The following is a 16,810-nucleotide window of genomic DNA, read 5'->3' on the forward strand; positions in this document are numbered from 1 at the left end:
CCGTTACAAACACCGATGATTTGTGTTACAATAAGAGTACTGTTTTTATTTTGTGTTGTAAATTTCGCCGGTGCGATATCGTATTGGCTTGTTTTTATTTCGAAGGGAGTTTTTCGGTAAAATGTGGAGTCTTTTTGGTGGTTTATCTCACGATATGGGCATTGACCTTGGTACGGCAAATACCCTGGTACATGTAAAGGGTAGAGGCATTGTCCTGCGTGAGCCGTCGGTTGTTGCCATTAAGAGTGATACGGGTGATGTGTTGGCTGTCGGTGAAGAGGCTAAGCAGATGATTGGCCGTACGCCGGGCAACATCGTAGCAATCCGCCCGATGAAAGACGGCGTTATTGCCGATTTCGACGTAACGCAGGCCATGCTGAAGTATTTCATCCGCAAGGCCATGAATTCGAAATCCTTTGTTCGTCCGCGGGTAGTTGTCGGTGTTCCTTCCGGCGTTACGGAAGTTGAGAAGCGTGCGGTTATCGACGCTGCCCAGCAGGCTGGTGCCCGCGAGGCTTATCTCATCGAGGAGCCGATGGCAGCAGCAATCGGTGCAGGCCTGCCGGTTGAGGAAGCCACGGGCAGCATGGTTGTTGATATCGGCGGCGGCACGACGGAAATCGCTGTAATTTCCCTTGGCGGTATCGTTACGAGCCGTTCCATCCGCATCGGCGGTGATGAGATGGATTCTGCTATCGTGCAGTACATCAAGCGCATGTACAACCTCATGATTGGTGAGCGTACGGCTGAGGAAATCAAAATCAGCATCGGCACGGCTATTGTCACGCCGGAGACGGATAAGACGATGGACATCCGCGGCCGTGACCTCGTAAGCGGTCTGCCGAAGACGTTGAATATTCAGGCGCGTGAGATTCGCGATGCACTCAATGAACCGATTTATAAGATCATCGATGCTGTCAAGGGAACGCTGGAGAAGACTCCGCCAGAGCTTGCAGCTGATGTCATGGATCATGGCATCATGATGACGGGCGGCGGTGCGCTGCTGACGAACCTTGACAAGCTCCTGTCCAAGGAGACGGGAATGCCGGTTCTGGTATCGGAAGATGCGCTTTCCTGCGTTGGTGAAGGTACGGGTAAGTCGTTGGAGAACATTGAACTCCTGAAACGTGTAGTAATGACCTCGAAGAAGTTGAGACAATGAGCAGCAGAGTAAGAAAAGATAAGAATCCGCATCGCAAGACATGGGCTGTGCTGTTTGTCATTGTGAGCTTGTTCTGCATCATTTTCTTTGCCGCAAAAGGGCGTTTTCAGGCACCGGCAAACAGCAAGGCTGTGTCGCTGGTGCTGTCGCCGTTCCAGCAGACGGCCGCGTGGATTGGCGGACAGCTGGACTACGTGACCAGCACGATTTGGGATATTGCTACGGCGCATGAGCAGAATAAGCTGCTGCGCAATGAAGTGGAGCAGCTGCGCATCCAGAACCTTGAGGCGAGTGAGGCCATGGCCGAAAATGAGCGGCTTCGTACGATGCTCGGCTATCGCCAGATGACGACGCAGTTCGACCTGGTAGCCGCAAGGGTTATTGGCCGCGAGTCGGCAACCTGGTCGCGCATGATTGTGATTAACCGCGGTCAGAAAGATGGCGTTGATGTCGATATGGTAGTCGTGACTGCTGATGGTCTGGTCGGCCATATTGTCGAGGCTGGCTGGAATACTTCCAAGGTTCAGCTGATTCTTGACCCGCGTTCGTCTGTGGGCACTATCGTCCAGCGGGCTGAGTCCCGTGTGGCGGGAATCGTTCAAGGCGATATGAACAATCCGACGATGCCGCAGATGGTAAATATCGCTAAGAATGCCGATGTTGTTGAAGGTGATGTCATTGTGACGTCGGGCTTTGGCGGCATCTATCCGAAGGGAATTGTGGTAGGCCGCGTTTCGTCTATCGAAAATGATGCAGGCGGCTTGCTGAAAATCGGTCTGCTGGAAACGGCAGTCGATTTCCAGAAACTGGAAGATGTCATGGTAATCACGGCTTCCCGTGAGGCTCCGCCAGAGCCAATCAAGCCACCAGTACAGACGCCGGGAACGGAAACGGATCCGGCCGCACAGGCTGCTGAGGCGAAAGCAGCAGCTGCTGGGGAGAATCAGAGATGAATAAGTTTGGAAAGCTGGCAGTTTTTGTCATTCTGCTTTATGTGGTGCAGTCGTCTTTGCTGACGCTTATTGCCTATCGTGGAATTGGTCCGGACCTCATGCTGCTGCTTACGGTGTCCTGTGCGTTTTTGCGCGGGATGCGCTATGGCGGCCTGATGGGATTCGCTACCGGTTTGCTGCAGGATCTGGCGACGGGAACGTTTCTGGGAATCCATGCTTTTTCACAGCTTTTGATTGGCATGTTCTTTGGCCGTTTTTCTGACCGGGTATTCAAAGAACAGTTCTTCTTGCCGGTATTTGCATCTGTGGCGGCAATTGTGGCAAACTATTTTATTTTGGCGTTGCTTATGGTATTATTAGGGTATCGCTTTAATCTGGTGGGCAATGTGGAATCGATGCTGGTTCCGATGCTCATCTATCAGCTGGCTTTTGCCTATCCGGTGCATCGCCTTGCCTATGCTTTGGATAAGAAGCTCAGCAAAAAAGAAAAACACTGATTAAGGCACCTTGCGGGGTGCCTTTCGTTATGGGAGAGATAATTCTTGGTCGAAAATGATGAATTTGGCGGCAGATTAAAAGTTCTGGGCTGGTTTTGCGTGCTGGTCATTGCCGTACTCATCGGGCGGGCAGGTTACCTGCAAATTTATCAGGGGGAATATTATTCGGAGCTTGCCGAAGGCAACCGCATCCGCATCATCCCCTCAATGGCGCCCCGGGGAACATTTTATGATTGTAATGGGGAGCTTCTGGTACAAAACCGTCCGGGGTTCACGGTATCCCTGCTGCCATTGACGGCGCCGATTTCCGATGATGTCATCCAGCGTCTGTCGGAACTCATAAAGGTACCGGTGGAGGACATAAAGAAAAAAATTGCCATGCACAGCGGCTTTGACCCGATTCGCATCAAGGCAGATGTCACCCCGGACATCGTTACCATCATTGAAGAGCAGAAGGAAAACTACCCGGGGGTCGTCATTGAAGTACTGCCGATTCGCGACTACATGAACAAGCAGGAAGCTGCGCATACTTATGGATATGTCAGCGAAATCAATGATATGGAACTCGAAAAGATGAAGGACGACGGCTATAAGACCGGCGACATCATCGGCAAGTTTGGTCTGGAAAAAGTCTACGACAAGGAACTGCGCGGCGTAAATGGCGGCCAGCAGGTCGAGGTAGATGTTTCCGGACGTCCGGTAGAAATCCTGGGCAAGAAAGACCCAATCCCCGGCGATGATCTTTATCTTACGATTGATAAGAATTTACAGGCGGCGGCGGAAAAGGCCGTGGATGACCAGTTGAAGGCGATTAACGCCCATGCGGCCGCGGCTGTTGCCCTAAATCCTCAGACCGGTGAGATTTTGGCCATTGTAAGCCGTCCGGCATTTGACCCGAATCTGTTCGCCCATGGCATATCCACCAAGGATTGGAATGCGTTGAACAACAATCCTTATCATCCGATGGATAATAAGGCGATTTCCGGTGAATATCCGCCAGGTTCGACGTTTAAGATTGTCACTGGTACGGCTGCGCTGACGGAAGGCGTAGTATCGCCGGAAGAACTCATTAACGATACCGGCCGTCACTGGATTATTCCGAAGGGCAACTCGGAGGGCGAGGCGCTGGGCCTCATTAACTTCCGCCAGGCAATGGCTCATTCGGATAACGTCTATTTCTATGAAATGGGAAATCGTCTGGGTATCGACCGCCTGGAAAAATATGCCCGCATGTTTGGCCTGGGCAAAAAGACTGGTATCGACCTTCCCTATGAAGCATCCGGCCTGGTGGCAAACCGCCGCTATAAGGAACTGAACTTCGAAGATGGCGAATGGTATCTGTCGGAGACGTTCGATGCGGCAATCGGCCAGGGCTTCAACCTCGTAACGCCTTTGCAGGCCGCTATGGTAATGGGCGAAATCGCGGCTGATGGCAAGTGTTACCGTCCCCATGTGGTCAAGCGTATTGTCGGACCGGACGGCACGGTGGTTAAGGATTTCCAGCCAGAGCTTCTCGCTAACTTGGACGTTGACCCCAATGTCATCCGGTTGGTTCAGGATGGCTTGCACGATGTTACGAAATACGGTACTGCAGCTTCTGCTTTCCGCGGCTTTACCATTGATATTGCTGGTAAAACCGGTACGGCGGAGAACTCGCATGGCCGGGATCATGGCTGGTTTGTTGCCTATGGCCCATTTGACAATCCGAATATCGTAGTAGCAGTCATTGTCGAGCAGGGCGGTTTTGGTGCCCAATCGGCTGTGCCGATTGGCCGCAAAATTTTGGAAGCGGCGTTTGGCATCAACCAGCAGAAAGCTGCGCAGCAGCAAAATCCGTAATCCATTCTGCCGCGAAAGATTTGCGGCAGATGAAGATAAAAATTTTTAGAAGTGAGGGCAGCCATGAGTGAAGAAATTGTAAAGATCAAGGGCAGTAAGTCCGGTCTGCAGCTTAGTTTCGCAGATGGTGCTACCTTTGATGATGTTCGCCAGGATATCGAAGACAAACTTGTCTCTGGAACAGGTTTTTTCCTGCGTGGAACGTTGGTACTTCTTCCAAGCGATGCGTTTACCGAAGAGGAGCGTGGAAAACTTCAGAAGCTATTCCATGAGCATGGCTTGATTTGCCGGACGATGAAACCGGCGGAGCAGCAGACCCCATCGGAAAAGGTGCGCGAGGAAAGCAAACAGCATCAGGAAGCAGTCAAAAAGGCCAAGGCCGAGAAAGATAAAGTTCAGGAGATGGTCGTCGTCAACCGCACGTTGCGGGGCGGGCAGGAAATCCGGACGGAAAGCTCGGTCATGGTCTGTGGCAACGTCAATCCTGGTGCGCAAATCATTGCGGGCGGCAGCATTGACATCCGCGGCACCTGCCGGGGAATGGTACATGCCGGTGCATTTGGAGACAGTACGGCTTTTATCATTGCCGACCATCTTATGCCGACGCAGATCCGCATTTCCAATCTCATCGCCCGGTCACCGGACGAGATGGAAAAAACAGAGCGTGCAGAACGGGCTTCCATCAAAGAAGGCCGTATTGTGATTGAACCAATAGAAAGGTAGGAACTGAAAACATGAGTGAAATCTATGTAATTACCTCCGGTAAAGGCGGCGTTGGTAAGACCACAACGACGGCAAATCTTGGTGTTGGGCTTGCTATGCGTGGCAAGAAAGTCGTATTGGTCGATACGGATACTGGACTACGCAATCTTGACCTTTTGCTGGGGCTTGAGAACCGTATCATGTATGACTTGATTGACGTTACCGAAGGCCGCGTTCCTTACAAAAAGGCACTGGTTCGTCATAAGAAATACGATTCGCTGTTCCTGCTGCCGACTTCGCAGGTAAAGGATAAGATGGCCGTTAATCCGGAGCAGCTCATCACGTTGTGCAATGAGCTCCGCAAGGAATTTGACTATATCCTGATTGACTGCCCGGCAGGCATTGAGCAGGGCTTCAAAACGGCTATCGCTGCTGCGGATACGGCTTTGGTCGTAACGATGCCAGAGATTTCGGCTGTCCGCGATGCCGATAAGATTATCGGTGAGCTCGGACGGGCTGACAAGGAAAACATCAAGCTGATTGTTAACCGCATTCGCCCGCAGATGGTGGAAAACGGCGATATGCTTGATATGGAAGACATTGACGATATCCTTTCGCTCGAGTGCATTGGACAGGTTCCCGATGATATCAAAGTCGTAACCAGTACCAATAAGGGCGAGCCTTGTATTACGATGGATGACTCTCAGGCTGGCACGGCTTACCGCAACATTGTCGGGCGCATGTGTGGCGAAGATATCCCGTTCATGACGTTTGAAAAAGAAGGCTTCTGGACTCGTCTGAAGCACGTTTTCCGTAAGTAAGGAGGAGTTTTATGTTAGACGCATTGATGAAGATTTTCGGCAAGAAAGAGCAGTCTGGCAAGATTGCCCGCGACCGCCTGAAGGTCGTGCTCATCCATGACCGTGCCAACATTTCTCCCGAAGTCATGGATAACCTCAAGAACGATATCATCAAAGTGATTTCTAATTATATGGAAATCAACCAGACGGATATGGAAATCTCGTTGGCTAACGATGATGATTCGGTTGCTTTGGTTGCCAATATCCCGGTTGCCCGCATGAAGCATGACAAGGGAAATCACTGAGAGATGAATAAGAAGAAATGACGAAAAGTATATTACGGCGTATGGACCTTTCACTGCTGTTGGCTACGGTGGGCATCGTCCTCATGAGCCTTGTCATCATCGGCAGTGCTACCCATATCAATACGCCAAGCGATGACCGCTATTGGTTCGTTGCCCGGCAGGGAATATTTGCCCTGGTAAATGTCGGCTTTGCTGCGTTTCTGCTGAACTTTGATTATAAACTGTTGCAGGGCTATGGAAATAAGCTTTATGTTTTTAATCTGATCATGCTGCTGGCCGTCATGTTTGTGGGGCAATCCGCACTGGGCGCGCAGCGCTGGATTTCCATTGGACCCATCAGCATTCAGCCATCGGAGTTTTCCAAGATTATCATGATAATCTCGCTGGCAACCATGCTGGAAGACCGGGTCGGCAAGCTCAATACCCTTCATGACCTGTTGCCGGTGGCTGCCTATGTCGGCCTGCCGTTCCTGCTGGTCATGAAACAACCGGATCTTGGTACTTCGCTCGTCTTTATGGCTATCTTTTTCGGCATGGTTTTTGCCTGCGGCATCAATCTGAAGATACTCGGGGGAATTTTCGCCACGGGAATTGCGATGATGCCTATCCTATGGCATGTGCTTAAAGATTACCAGAAGATGCGCATCATGGTCTTTATGGACCCGAATGTAGACCCGCTGGGGTCCGGTTATCATATTATCCAGTCGAAGATAGCGATTGGCTCAGGGCTGCTCTTTGGCAAGGGGCTCTTTGAAGGTACGCAGAGCCAGCTGAACTTTTTACCGGAGAATCACACGGACTTTATTTTCGCCGTGGTCGGAGAGGAACTGGGCTTTATTGGTGTCACGTTCCTGCTGCTGCTCTATCTGGTAGTTCTTTGGCGTGGCGTCTGCATTGCGCGCGATGCCAGTGATATGTTTGGAAGGCTTCTGGCGGTGGGAATCACTTCGATGCTGGCCTTCCACGTGCTGGTAAATGTCGGTATGACGCTTGGCATTATGCCGGTAACCGGCATACCGCTGCCGCTCATGAGTTATGGCGTCAGCTCCCTGACGACCAATATCCTGTCGATTACGATATTGATGAATATCCAATTACGAAAGCAAAAGCTGCTGTTTTAGCAGGCTTAATGCGGATTTTAGTGGCTCCTCCCCAATCCTGGGGAGGGCTATTTCTATCTGTATAGAATGATTCGGAATGAAATGATGGAGGAATGAACAAATGATACGACTTGACCACGAAGTGCTTCAGAATGTTTTGAAGCCGTCCCGCTATACCGGCGGTGAGTGGAATGCCGTGAAAAAAGATTGGGATAAAGTAGACTGCACCTTTGCCTTGTCCTTGCCGGATGTCTATGAAGTCGGCATGAGCAATTTGGGATTGGCGATTCTTTATGATGCGTTAAACCGTCAGAAAAATGTTGCTGCCGAGCGCGTGTATGCACCTTGGACCGATATGGAAAAAGAGATGCGCGAACGGAAGATTCCGTTGTTTTCGCTGGAAACGCATACGGAGCTTTCGGCCTTCGACTTATGGGGCTTTTCGCTGCAGTATGAGATGATTTATTCCAACGTGCTCAATATGCTGGACCTTGCGGGGGTTCCGCTTTGGGCAAAAGACCGTGACGATACGATGCCGTTTATCGTGGGTGGCGGTCCTTGCGTTTACAATGTTGAGCCGATTGCGGATTTCTTTGATTTCTTCATCGTGGGCGAAGCCGAGGAAGCTGTCGTGGAAATTGCCAATGCGATGGCAGCGTGGAAAAAAGACGGACGGCAGGGCGGACGCCGCGGCTTCTTGAAACGGCTGCTGACGCTGGATGGAATCTATGTGCCGTCGTTTTATGAACCGCAGTACGATGCCGCCGGAAATTATCTGAGCCTGAAGGCTCTCGAAGAAAAGGCAAAGCCGCTGATTTTCAAGCGCGTCTGCCGTGATATGGATGAAGTCCCCTCGGTGGAAAAGCCAATCGTGCCGTTTATGGACATCGTTCACAACCGCATCATGCTGGAATTGTTCCGCGGCTGTTCGCGCGGCTGCCGTTTCTGCCAGGCTGGCATTTGCTACCGGCCGGCCCGCGAGCGCACGGAGAAAAATCTCAAGGCCATGGCGCGCAGCCTCGTTGATAAATCCGGTTACGATGAAATGAGCCTTACTTCGCTTTCGTCAGCGGATTATTCCTGCCTGGGCAATCTGGTCAACGATTTGATGGAAGAGTTCAAGAATGAAAAGGTAAGTTTTTCGCTGCCGTCGCTGCGCATTGACAGCTTTTCCATTGAACTCGCCCACAAGATGCAGCAGGTAAGAAAATCCGGCCTGACCTTTGCACCGGAAGCCGGCACCCAGCGGCTTCGCGATGTCATCAACAAGGGCGTCACGGAAGAAAACCTTATGAACGCCTGCGGTTCGGCCTTCCGTCAGGGGTGGAAACAGGTCAAGCTGTATTTCATGATGGGCCTTCCGACGGAAACCGATGAGGACATCATCGGCATCGCCAAACTGGCGAAGAAGGTCGTTGACCTTTATACGGAAATCAAGGGGCGCCGTGGTGTCAAGGTGACGATTTCGGTTGCCTGCTTTGTGCCGAAACCATATACGCCGTTCCAGTGGTTTGGCCAGCTTCCCATTGCTGAATTTGAACGCCGTCAGCAGCTCTTAAAAGAACATATTACCGATCGCGCGATTACCTTTAATTACCACGATGCCCGCCTTTCGGTCATTGAGGGAGTTTTCGCCCGTGGTGACCGCAGACTGGCAAAAGTCCTGTATCAGGCCTGGGCTGATGGAGCAAAATTTGATGGGTGGTCCGATCTGTACCAGCATGATACCTGGCTGGAAGCCTTTGAAAAATGCGGCGTTGACATGAAGTATTACAACGAGCGCCAGCGCGATTTCAATGAGCCGCTGCCTTGGGATATTACGTCTCCGGGCGTCAATAAGGAATTTTTGTTGCGCGAGTGGAAAAAAGCCATGGAAGGGGCTTTGACGGAGGACTGCCGCCGCGGCAAATGCAGTGCCTGCGGCATTTGCCCGAACCTTGGCGTTCACGTTATTGATTATGCCAAGGAGAATCCGACTGTTGCCGAGCAGATTGCCAAGGTGGCTGCCCCGAAGAACCCCGAAAAGGATCCGAAGGGCCCTGGCAAACCGCGCACGCTCTATAAATACCGTGCTGAAATTACCAAGGGCGAAGAACTTCGCTATGTATCGCACCTGGATTATGCGAATTTGTTCCTGCGGGCATTTGACCGGGCGAAACTGCCGATGGCGTATTCCGAGGGATTCAACCCGCATATGAAGGTCGCCTTTGCCTCGGCGCTTTCCTTGGGCGTTACGAGCGAAGCGGAGTATATGGACTTTGAACTGTTAAAGCCAGTTTGCCAGCCGGAAGTATTCGACCGATTGAATGCGCAGCTGCCGCCGGGGGCAAAACTCAAAGAACTGCGTGAGGTACATGGCAAGCAGCCGGCGTTAATGGCGCAGGCTGACGAGGCGCGTTATACCCTGCTGGTTCCCTTTGATGGCGATGAGGCCGCTGCCCAGCGAGCGGTGAAGGCTTACAACGATGCGCCGGAGGTTATCTTCCATCGCGTAACGCCGAAGAAGAAGCGGGAGATTGAAACCAAACAGTATATGAAGAAGCCGGTAGTGGCTGAAGTGACGAATGATGGCTTGAAGCTGGCCATGGATATCGTCATTACCCAGTCCGGCAGCGTTAAGCCAGTGGAGGTGCTGCGGGCAATTGCCGAACAGTTTGCACTTCCCGTAGATGCCGGACAGGCTTTGATTACCAGAAACGGCCTTTTCGGACATGGCAAGCGCCTGATTGAACTGGTATAATAGCTATGGAAAATATGACAGGGAAGGGGGGAGCTTATGAAATCCATATTGGTAACCAGTACCCCGGAGGAAAACCGGGTGGCGATGCTGGAAGATGGTGTGCTTGAAACCATAGAGATGGAACGTTCCTCGCACTCGCATCTGGTGGGCAATATCTATAAAGGACAGATTCAGAATGTCCTGCCAGGCATGCAGGCAGCTTTTGTTGATATTGGAACGGAGAAGAATGCCTTTCTCTACATTGGCGATGGAATGCCGCAGGATATGGTAAAGGCCCTGCCGAAGGCACAGCATATCCATATCGGCCAGCGGCTGCCCGTGCAAATCATAAAAGATGCAATCGGTACGAAGGGACCACGGGCTACGACCCATATTTCCCTTCCGGGACGCAATGTGGTTTTGATGCCTACGGCTGCCTATATTGGCATGTCAAGGCGAATCGAAGCCGAGGCTGAACGAGACCGCCTGCACGATATCGCCAGCCGGATATGTCCGGAGGGGATGGGCCTTATCATCCGGACTGCGGCTGCAGGCCAGAGCGAAGAGGTGCTCAAGTCAGATGTGGATTACCTGGTGAAACTTTGGCAGTCCATTATGGCGCGGTTCAAGCTCAAAAGCAAAGGATCAAATCTGTTGTTCCGCGATGCCGACCTTATCATCCGGATTGTGCGGGATTCCCTGACCGATGAAATTGATGAAATGGTCATTGATGACCATGAGGTTTGGCAGCGGGTAAGGGAATTGGTGCAGTTCTTGTCGCCGCACCTCGTGGACCGCGTAAAATTCTATGAAGGCAGCGAGCCGCTATTCCGCAAATACGGCATCGAAGATGAGCTGGAAAAACTCGGAGCCCGTGAGGTAGAATTAAAATCCGGCGGTTTCCTCGTCATTGATAAGACGGAAGCGTTGACAGTCATTGATGTCAATACCGGCAAATACGTCGGCAAATCGAATCTGGGCGATACGGTGTACCAGACAAATCTGGAGGCCGCCAGAGAAATCATGCGCCAGATTCGCCTGCGCGATATTGGCGGTATAATCATCGTCGATTTTATCGACATGGAGAAGGAAGAGCAGAAGGAACACCTGCTGACCTTCATGCGAGAAAATGTCAAACACGACCGCACCAAGACGAATATCGTGGACATCACGAGTCTGGGGCTGGTGGAAATCACCCGCAAGAAATCCCGCCAGAATCTCGACAGCATTATTTACAGCGAATGTCCGGTCTGTCATGGACGCGGGCGGGTAGAATCACCCGAGACGGTCAGCATCCGCATTGCCACCGCCATCCGCCGCATGGAGCATTCATCGCACGCCAGTGAAGGCTATGAGATTGAAGTTCATGAAACCGTAGCCGAGGAACTCCGTCAGAACCAGTTGATGATGAATCTGGCCGCTGAGTTCGGTACGGATATCAAAGTCACGGTAAAGCCGGGCATGCATCCGGAGAATTATTCGATTCTGCAGCAAAACTGAAGAGGAATACAGCATAAAGCGTCTTTATGAGGACAAATGTCTATCATGAAGACGCTTTATTAATGTATACAATACACATGGTGGTATTTTGTATTCATAGTGTAGACATGTCAGAAAATTTAAAGTATAATAGGCTTGAACGAGGGATACCGTAATTATAATCTAAATTTATCCAAAAGGAGTGATTGTTATGAACCTCTCAATCAAGATCTTTATTGCACTGATCCTCTCCGTTGTTGTGGGGCTTATAGCTGGTGAACCGGCACTGCCGTTCATCAATTGGTGGATTGCCCCGATTGGCACCATTTTCATCAATCTCATCAAGATGATGATCGTACCGGTGGTATTCTTCTCCCTCGTAGTCGGTATGACCAGTCTTGGCGATACGAAGAAACTGGGACGCATTGGCTTAAAAACCATTGTCCTGTATCTGTTTACGACGGCAATTGCCATCGTCATCGGCTTTGGCATTGCTGGCCTTATCCATCCGGGCGTTGGCCTGCAGATTGCCAGTGATGCAGCGGTGAAGGTAAAAGAGGCACCTTCTATCATGCAGGTATTCGTGGCAATGGTTCCGGCAAATCCGATTGAGGCCATGGCCAAAGCGCAGATTTTGCCAGTTATCATCTTCTCGTTGTTTGTAGGTGTCGGCATCCTTCAGGTAGGCGGCGAGCGGGCGGAACTTCTCGTCAAATTCTTTGATGCTGCTGCGGAAGTATCCTATAAAATCATTGGTATCGTTATGAGCTTTGCTCCTTATGGCGTATTCGCGCTCCTGCTGCCGGTCGTTGCTAAGAACGGCCCGAAAGTTCTGCTGCCTTTGATGTCGGTCATTGCCTGCGTAGCTGTTGGCTGTGCAATCCATGCAGTGGCAGTATATTCTACGCTGGCAAAACTCTGGGGGGGTCATACGCCGATGCAGTTCTTCCGTGGTATGAGTGAGCAGATGCTCATCGCGTTCACGACTTGCTCTAGTGCAGCTTCCCTGCCGGTCAACATGAAGAACTGCCAGGAGAAACTTGGCGTATCGCGTGAGGTTTCCTCTTTCGTACTGCCGCTTGGCGCAACCATCAATATGGATGGTACAGCACTTTATATGGGTGTCTGCACGCTGTTCATTGCCAACGTCTTTGGCGTTGACCTGACCATGGGACAGATGATGATGGTTATCCTGACTGGTACGCTGGCATCCATTGGTACGGCAGGTGTACCGGGCGCTGGCCTTATCATGCTGGCTATGGTACTGCAGGCTGTTGGCCTTCCGATTGAGGGACTGGCACTTGTCGCTGGTATCGACCGTGTCCTCGACATGTTCCGTACCTGCCTGAATATCACGGGTGATGGTGCAGTGACGATTGTCATGGACCAGGAAGAGAAAAAGCACGCTGCCGCCTAACGGCAAAGCATAAAAAATTACCGGGAAATTGCAATTTATGGATTGCATTTCCCGGTATTTTTGTGCTATAATATCTGACGGTGTAATAAAAAGCATGAGTATCCGATATCTGCCCTGTGCCCCGGTATGGGGTGGTGCAGAAGATGAGGAGCTCAGAAGAAAAAACAGGAGGTGCACCAACATGGCAGTTATTTCCATGAAACAGTTACTTGAAGCAGGTGTCCACTTCGGACATCAGACCCGCCGTTGGAACCCGAAGATGGCTAAATACATCTTCACGGAGCGCAATGGCATCTACATTATCGACCTGCAGAAGACCGTCAAGAAAGTTGACGAGGCTTATGCATTCCTTCGCAGCGTTGCTGAAGAAGGCAAGAACATTCTCTTCGTTGGTACGAAGAAACAGGCACAGGAAGCTATCAAAGAAGAAGCTCTGCGTGCTAACATGTTCTACATCAACGAGCGTTGGCTCGGTGGTATGATGACGAACTTCCAGACGATCCAGAAGCGCGTTGCTCGCCTGAAAGAGCTCGAGGCTATGGAAGCTGATGGCACGTTCGAAGTCCTCACGAAAAAAGAGGTTCAGGGTCTTCGTCATGAGATGGAGAAACTCGAGAAGTACCTCGGCGGTATCAAAGAAATGAACAAGCTGCCGGGCGCACTGTTCATCGTTGACCCGCGCAAAGAGCGCATTGCTGTTGCTGAGGCACGCAAACTCAACATTCCTATCGTTGCTATTGTTGACACGAACTGCGATCCGGATGAGATCGATTATGTCATTCCGGGCAATGATGATGCTATCCGTGCCGTCAAACTGCTGACGGGCCGTATGGCTGATGCTGTCCTCGAAGGCCGTCAGGGCCAGGATGGCGAAGCAGCTGATACGAAAGCTGCTGAGTAATAGTACTCACACAAGAAGTCATGACGGGGTAAGGGAATAATTATCCCTTACCCCGTTATTTATTATGAAAATCAAAAACGATTTTTAGGAGGAAGAAGTAAATGGCAATTACTGCTGCACTGGTAAAAGAGCTGCGCGAAAAGACGGGCGCAGGTATGATGGACTGCAAAAAAGCACTGACGGCTGTCGATGGTGACATGGAAAAAGCAATCGACTTCCTGCGCGAGAAGGGCATTGCTAAGGCTGAGAAAAAAGCTGGCCGTGTTGCTGCTGAGGGTGCAGTTGCTGCTTACGTCAGCGACGATGCAAAAGTTGGTGTCGTTGTTGAAATCAACTGCGAGACGGACTTCGCTGCTGGCAATGATCAGTTCAAAGAGCTGACGGCAAAAATCGCTAAGCACATTGCTGATACGAAACCGGCTGACCTCGATGCTCTGAACGACAGTGTTATCGATGGCAAAAAAGTTTCCGACCTCATTACGGAAGCTACGGCTACGATTGGTGAGAAAATCTCCCTGCGCCGTTTCGCTTGCTATGAGTCTGCTGGCCGCGTTGCTACCTACATCCATATGGGCGGCAAAATTGGTGTCCTCGTTGACATGACGGCTGGTGATGAAGCACTGGGTAAAGATGTTGCTATGCAGATTGCTGCTGCTGCTCCGACGGCTATTGATCGTGCAGGCGTTGACGCTGCTGACCTCGAGCATGAGAAGGAAGTTCTCCGCAAACAGGCTGAGGAAGAAGGCAAACCGGCTAACATCATCGAGCGTATGGTTGAAGGCCGCATCAACAAATTCTATAAGGAAGTCTGCCTCAACGAGCAGATTTTCGTTAAGGATTCCGAGAAGACGGTTGCTGATGTTCTCGGCGATGTCAAAGTAACGGCATTCACGCGCTTCCAGCTCGGCGAAGGTATCGAGAAGAAAGAAGAAAACTTCGCTGCCGAAGTTGCTGCACAGATGAAATAAGTTTCTGATGAAATCCCCCATGGGCTGCAATCCGTTTGCTCCATGGGGGATTTTTTTGCCCGTGGGAGAGTCTTTTGCGCGAAACGCGGAAATAGACCCCGCGAAGCGTTGTTTCGTGCTGCAATTTAAGGTATAATAGATTAAGTATGAGTATGAAGCGGGTACAGTGATGCCTGGATGGAGGGTAATAGTTTTGGAAACAGCAAAGTATAAACGTGTAGTCCTTAAACTTAGCGGTGAGTCGCTGGCTGGCGACCAGGGGTTTGGTATCAATCCAGCCGTTGTCGAGGATATTGCTGCGCAGATTAAGAAAGTTCGTGAACATGGCGTTGATGTTGCCGTTGTTGTTGGCGGTGGAAACATCTGGCGTGGACTTTCTGGTTCAGCTAAAGGCATGGAGCGGGCTACTGCGGACTACATGGGCATGATGGCTACGGTTATGAATGCGTTGGCTCTTCAGGATGCACTGGAGAAGCTTGATGTGGATACCCGTGTACAGACGGCTATCGAAATGCGCCAGGTTGCTGAACCTTACATTCGCCGTAAGGCTATCCGCCATATGGAAAAGGGCCGTGTTGTCATTTTTGGTGCTGGCACAGGCAACCCGTATTTCTCGACGGATACGACGGCAGCACTTCGCGCCGCTGAGACAGAAGCCGATGTCATTCTCATGGCCAAGAAGGGAACGGATGGCATTTATGATTCGGACCCGAATAAGAATCCGGATGCCAAGAAGTTCGATACGCTGACGTATATTGAAATCCTCAACAAGGGCTTGCAGGTCATGGATACGACGGCAACGAGCCTTTGCATGGACAATAAGATTCCATTGGTTGTATTCAACATCGATGATCACAAAAACATCGTCAAGGCTGCTCTCGGTGAAGAGATTGGCACGACGGTAGGAGGTAAAGAATAATGATTAAAGACATCCTTGCTTCCCATGAGGAACGCATGCAAAAATCCATTGAGGCACTGAAGCGTGAGTTCGCATCCCTTCGTGCAGGCCGTGCTACGCCGGCGCTGCTCGACAAAGTTATGGTTGATTATTATGGTTCGCCGACGCCGGTCAACCAGATTGCAAAGGTTGCTGTTCCGGAACCGCGCATGATTCTGATTCAGCCGTATGAAAAATCGATGCTGCATGAGATTGAGGTTGCCATCATGAAATCGGACCTCGGTCTTTCGCCGAACTCTGATGGTACGGCAATCCGTTTGGCTATTCCGGCTTTGACGCAGGAACGCCGTCAGGAAATTGTAAAACAGGTCAACAAAAAAGCCGAAGAAGCAAAGGTTGCAATCCGCAATGTTCGCCGCGATGGCAATGATGCAGTAAAGAAACTCGAGAAGGCTAAGGAAATCACTGAGGACGAGTCCAAACGTGGCCAGGAAAGCGTTCAGAAACTCGTTGACAAGTACATCAAGCTCGTCGATACGACGAAAGAGGCCAAAGAGAAAGAGGTCATGGAAGTCTGATATGGCTTACGACTTGATTGGCCGGCCCTGGGAGGAAGCAAAAGCTTTGCTGGAATCTGAGGGTGTGGAGTTTCAGACGGAAATATCGCGCCCTTCGCGTGATTTTTTCAAGACAGACAGTAACTGTCTTTATGTCGTTCGTGAGCGTAGAATCGCCGACGGCACTCTGCTGGTTACACTCGTAGCGAAGCAGAAGAAACTCGAGAAGGAGGTGTTCTGACATGGCTTATAAAATTAATGATGACTGCATTTCTTGCGGCTCCTGTGCTGCTACTTGCCCGGTTGAGGCAATCAGCGAAGGTGCTGAGCATTATGAGATTGATGCAGACAAATGCGTAGAGTGCGGCGCTTGCGCTGCTGGCTGCCCGGTATCTGCTATCGAGGCTCCCTGACGCATGAGGGAATCCTAGGATTCCTTTGGGAACAGGCCCCTCTTACGGCTTGACGGAAGAGGGGCTTGTTCTTGTATTATTGGACCATACAACATCCTGT

The 16,810-nt window shown here is 51.0% G+C and carries 17 protein-coding genes; all 17 read left to right on the forward strand.

Annotation, left to right across the window (positions count from 1 at the left end; all coding sequences use genetic code 11):
* Positions 1-121: 121 nt before the first annotated feature.
* The 17 genes from FZ040_RS06500 to FZ040_RS06580 all read left to right on the forward strand — a co-directional run bounded on the left by FZ040_RS06500 (position 122) and on the right by FZ040_RS06580 (position 16,710).
* A complete protein-coding gene (locus tag FZ040_RS06500) occupies positions 122-1,162 on the forward strand; it encodes a rod shape-determining protein (protein WP_149171250.1) in 1,041 nt (346 codons plus the stop codon).
* Positions 1,159-2,115, forward strand: a complete 957-nt coding sequence (gene mreC / locus FZ040_RS06505) for a rod shape-determining protein MreC (protein WP_149171251.1) — start codon at positions 1,159-1,161, stop codon at positions 2,113-2,115. The genes FZ040_RS06500 and mreC overlap by 4 nt, the downstream gene beginning before the upstream one ends.
* Positions 2,112-2,612 (forward strand): rod shape-determining protein MreD, encoded by a 501-nt coding sequence (mreD, locus tag FZ040_RS06510; RefSeq protein WP_149171252.1) that lies wholly within the window; start codon positions 2,112-2,114, stop codon positions 2,610-2,612. The genes mreC and mreD overlap by 4 nt, the downstream gene beginning before the upstream one ends.
* A 45-nt stretch (positions 2,613-2,657) precedes the next feature.
* Complete coding sequence (gene mrdA, locus FZ040_RS06515; protein ID WP_149171253.1) at positions 2,658-4,451, forward strand: penicillin-binding protein 2; 1,794 nt, start codon at positions 2,658-2,660, stop codon at positions 4,449-4,451.
* Positions 4,452-4,514: 63 nt separating this feature from the next.
* Positions 4,515-5,174 (forward strand): septum site-determining protein MinC, encoded by a 660-nt coding sequence (minC, locus tag FZ040_RS06520; RefSeq protein WP_149171254.1) that lies wholly within the window; start codon positions 4,515-4,517, stop codon positions 5,172-5,174.
* Between the two features lie 11 nt (positions 5,175-5,185).
* Positions 5,186-5,974, forward strand: coding sequence for a septum site-determining protein MinD (gene minD, locus FZ040_RS06525; RefSeq protein WP_149171255.1), 789 nt, complete (start codon positions 5,186-5,188; stop codon positions 5,972-5,974).
* An 11-nt stretch (positions 5,975-5,985) separates the two neighbouring features.
* Positions 5,986-6,258: a cell division topological specificity factor MinE gene (gene minE, locus FZ040_RS06530; protein WP_033169905.1), complete on the forward strand. Its 273-nt coding sequence runs from the start codon at positions 5,986-5,988 to the stop codon at positions 6,256-6,258.
* 17 nt (positions 6,259-6,275) lie between these two features.
* Entirely contained in the window at positions 6,276-7,379 is a 1,104-nt protein-coding gene (gene rodA / locus FZ040_RS06535) for a rod shape-determining protein RodA (RefSeq protein WP_149171256.1), read from the forward strand.
* Positions 7,380-7,479: 100 nt separating this feature from the next.
* Positions 7,480-10,098, forward strand: coding sequence for a TIGR03960 family B12-binding radical SAM protein (locus FZ040_RS06540; RefSeq protein ID WP_149171257.1), 2,619 nt, complete (start codon positions 7,480-7,482; stop codon positions 10,096-10,098).
* Between the two features lie 36 nt (positions 10,099-10,134).
* Complete coding sequence (locus FZ040_RS06545) at positions 10,135-11,577, forward strand: Rne/Rng family ribonuclease (protein ID WP_149171258.1); 1,443 nt, start codon at positions 10,135-10,137, stop codon at positions 11,575-11,577.
* Between the two features lie 190 nt (positions 11,578-11,767).
* Entirely contained in the window at positions 11,768-12,973 is a 1,206-nt protein-coding gene (locus tag FZ040_RS06550; protein ID WP_033169909.1) for a dicarboxylate/amino acid:cation symporter, read from the forward strand.
* Between the two features lie 181 nt (positions 12,974-13,154).
* On the forward strand, positions 13,155-13,874 hold the full coding sequence (rpsB, locus tag FZ040_RS06555) for a 30S ribosomal protein S2 (RefSeq protein ID WP_033169910.1): 720 nt from the start codon (positions 13,155-13,157) through the stop codon (positions 13,872-13,874).
* Between the two features lie 101 nt (positions 13,875-13,975).
* Positions 13,976-14,842 carry a translation elongation factor Ts gene (gene tsf, locus FZ040_RS06560; protein WP_074514464.1) on the forward strand — a complete coding sequence of 289 codons (867 nt, stop codon included), beginning with the start codon at positions 13,976-13,978 and terminating at the stop codon, positions 14,840-14,842.
* 169 nt (positions 14,843-15,011) lie between these two features.
* Positions 15,012-15,761: a UMP kinase gene (gene pyrH, locus FZ040_RS06565; protein WP_051635209.1), complete on the forward strand. Its 750-nt coding sequence runs from the start codon at positions 15,012-15,014 to the stop codon at positions 15,759-15,761.
* Positions 15,761-16,318: a ribosome recycling factor gene (gene frr, locus FZ040_RS06570; protein ID WP_074514467.1), complete on the forward strand. Its 558-nt coding sequence runs from the start codon at positions 15,761-15,763 to the stop codon at positions 16,316-16,318. The genes pyrH and frr overlap by 1 nt, the downstream gene beginning before the upstream one ends.
* 1 nt (position 16,319) lies before the next feature.
* Positions 16,320-16,538 (forward strand): hypothetical protein, encoded by a 219-nt coding sequence (locus FZ040_RS06575; RefSeq protein ID WP_149171259.1) that lies wholly within the window; start codon positions 16,320-16,322, stop codon positions 16,536-16,538.
* Position 16,539: 1 nt separating this feature from the next.
* Entirely contained in the window at positions 16,540-16,710 is a 171-nt protein-coding gene (locus FZ040_RS06580) for a 4Fe-4S ferredoxin (RefSeq protein ID WP_005842915.1), read from the forward strand.
* The last annotated feature ends 100 nt before the right edge of the window (positions 16,711-16,810 follow it).

Source organism: Pseudoselenomonas ruminis (genome assembly GCF_008271295.1).
GTDB lineage: Bacteria > Bacillota > Negativicutes > Selenomonadales > Selenomonadaceae > Selenomonas_A > Selenomonas_A ruminis.

What these genes read in the sequence shown, in the direction of transcription:
- FZ040_RS06545 (WP_149171258.1), top strand. Translation starts at nt 10,135, where the DNA reads ATGAAATCCATATTGGTAACCAGTACCCCGGAGGAAAACCGGGTGGCG.
- minE (WP_033169905.1), top strand. Translation starts at nt 5,986, where the DNA reads ATGTTAGACGCATTGATGAAGATTTTCGGCAAGAAAGAGCAGTCTGGC.
- mreD (WP_149171252.1), top strand. Translation starts at nt 2,112, where the DNA reads ATGAATAAGTTTGGAAAGCTGGCAGTTTTTGTCATTCTGCTTTATGTG.
- FZ040_RS06500 (WP_149171250.1), top strand. Translation starts at nt 122, where the DNA reads ATGTGGAGTCTTTTTGGTGGTTTATCTCACGATATGGGCATTGACCTT.
- minC (WP_149171254.1), top strand. Translation starts at nt 4,515, where the DNA reads ATGAGTGAAGAAATTGTAAAGATCAAGGGCAGTAAGTCCGGTCTGCAG.
- pyrH (WP_051635209.1), top strand. Translation starts at nt 15,012, where the DNA reads ATGCCTGGATGGAGGGTAATAGTTTTGGAAACAGCAAAGTATAAACGT.
- FZ040_RS06540 (WP_149171257.1), top strand. Translation starts at nt 7,480, where the DNA reads ATGATACGACTTGACCACGAAGTGCTTCAGAATGTTTTGAAGCCGTCC.
- tsf (WP_074514464.1), top strand. Translation starts at nt 13,976, where the DNA reads ATGGCAATTACTGCTGCACTGGTAAAAGAGCTGCGCGAAAAGACGGGC.
- FZ040_RS06550 (WP_033169909.1), top strand. Translation starts at nt 11,768, where the DNA reads ATGAACCTCTCAATCAAGATCTTTATTGCACTGATCCTCTCCGTTGTT.
- frr (WP_074514467.1), top strand. Translation starts at nt 15,761, where the DNA reads ATGATTAAAGACATCCTTGCTTCCCATGAGGAACGCATGCAAAAATCC.
- rodA (WP_149171256.1), top strand. Translation starts at nt 6,276, where the DNA reads ATGACGAAAAGTATATTACGGCGTATGGACCTTTCACTGCTGTTGGCT.
- FZ040_RS06580 (WP_005842915.1), top strand. Translation starts at nt 16,540, where the DNA reads ATGGCTTATAAAATTAATGATGACTGCATTTCTTGCGGCTCCTGTGCT.
- mreC (WP_149171251.1), top strand. Translation starts at nt 1,159, where the DNA reads ATGAGCAGCAGAGTAAGAAAAGATAAGAATCCGCATCGCAAGACATGG.
- FZ040_RS06575 (WP_149171259.1), top strand. Translation starts at nt 16,320, where the DNA reads ATGGCTTACGACTTGATTGGCCGGCCCTGGGAGGAAGCAAAAGCTTTG.
- rpsB (WP_033169910.1), top strand. Translation starts at nt 13,155, where the DNA reads ATGGCAGTTATTTCCATGAAACAGTTACTTGAAGCAGGTGTCCACTTC.
- minD (WP_149171255.1), top strand. Translation starts at nt 5,186, where the DNA reads ATGAGTGAAATCTATGTAATTACCTCCGGTAAAGGCGGCGTTGGTAAG.